The sequence below is a fragment of the Moorena sp. SIO3B2 genome (genome assembly GCF_010692525.1).
Taxonomy (GTDB): domain Bacteria; phylum Cyanobacteriota; class Cyanobacteriia; order Cyanobacteriales; family Coleofasciculaceae; genus Moorena; species Moorena producens.
Window position 1 is genome coordinate 1 of sequence record NZ_JAAHHE010000166.1, and the last position, 1,367, is coordinate 1,367.

Here is a 1,367-nt window from a genome sequence, read left to right on the forward strand (position 1 = left end):
AGCATTCAGCTATCAGCATTCAGCTATCAGCCATTGGCAAACGGCTGACGGCTGACGGCTGACGGCTGACGGCACCTCAAGTAGCACCATCTGTAGCGCATATGCTTACACTACAGGTAAAAACACTGATGTCTTGCCGTTGAATCAAGTTCCAAAATAGATTCAAATAAGACCCATATTAGAGTAGCATGGTCAACGCATCTTGTCAATTAATTCGTAATAATTCTCAATAATCAAAAAAAATCGAAAAAAATTATCAATAAATTCTGCATTATTGTGGTTGTTGACAAGGCATTTTACACATATAGTGTTTTGTGAATTCAATAAACACTATATATAAGTCATAAAATTAGATGCGTTTACCCTGAACAGACTAGGAACTCTGAGCATAAATTCCTTAGATCTGGTTGATTAATCAGAGTCTTTGGGAGTTCTCGGTACTTGACACATAGGTCAAAATTTTTGGCTAGATTTAAATCCTTCACAGTTATCATCCGTATTTTCACAAACAACGTCAATCCTCATCAGTAAACTTCTTGGTAACTTTAAGAAATCTTCATAAAAGATATCCATATTTTCACAAGTTTCACAGAAACTGGGAATCGTCATGATTAGAGTTACCGCTACCAGGGTAAACCGGGACAAAATTCTGACCATAATTAGCTCAATATCCCAGAGGCCAAAACCATCGCTAGATCAGGTTTACTGCCTTAAGTTGGTAGCACTTATTAATCACGTTTCTGTTATTGATTCGATTTGGCCAACCTCATGGTCATGATCTTCACAAATTAGTCTCGTATTTTCACAGGAAAAATCCCTGGTCATAATCAGAGTTACTGATAACGACCAGTAGTTTTCACAAATCCTCAGGTTTTGTTCACCTAATTGTCACAATCTTCACAGAGTTCGTATTTTGAGTAATATAGCAGTCGCCAGGGCAGTTAGGACATGACAAAAGTCTCACACCCTTTGTAAGCGCAAGAGTTTTACTTCTGACTTCTGACTTCTGCTATAACTCCCCAAAATTGCGGGGATTTCAGCTAGGGAAAAGGTATTTGGCGAAATTTGAACTGTTATAAAACCTTTTCCCTGTTCTGTTTCAGCTTTATTGACCTGAATCAGTAGTAAGCTAGATTCATTATTGAACCGTTGACTTGAGATGTTTATGCGCTAACCACTACTCGTCCTACAGGACGAGCCACACAAGTTAAAATCATCCCTTGCTGCCGTTCCTCGTCTTCCAGAGCGTCAGGCTGTTCATCATACTCTACCTTCCCTTCTATAAGCTTGCGCTTACAAGCACCACAGGCTCCCATGCGGCAACCACTTGGTAATGGCACCCCTTCTTGTTCCGCCACATCTAGGAT

Annotated in this window: 2 protein-coding genes; both read right to left on the reverse strand. The window is 39.8% G+C overall.

What is annotated here, in order from left to right:
* Positions 1-453 precede the first annotated feature (453 nt).
* Positions 454-657 carry a hypothetical protein gene (locus tag F6K38_RS25450; protein WP_008190940.1) on the reverse strand — a complete coding sequence of 68 codons (204 nt, stop codon included), beginning with the start codon at positions 655-657 and terminating at the stop codon, positions 454-456.
* 506 nt (positions 658-1,163) lie between these two features.
* The coding region (locus tag F6K38_RS25455; RefSeq protein ID WP_287357888.1) for a 2Fe-2S iron-sulfur cluster-binding protein at positions 1,164-1,367 on the reverse strand (204 nt) is incomplete at its 5' end.

Bases quoted from the DNA above. Each gene is read 5' to 3' on its own strand.
- F6K38_RS25450 (WP_008190940.1), bottom strand. From the start codon at position 657: ATGGTCAGAATTTTGTCCCGGTTTACCCTGGTAGCGGTAACTCTAATC.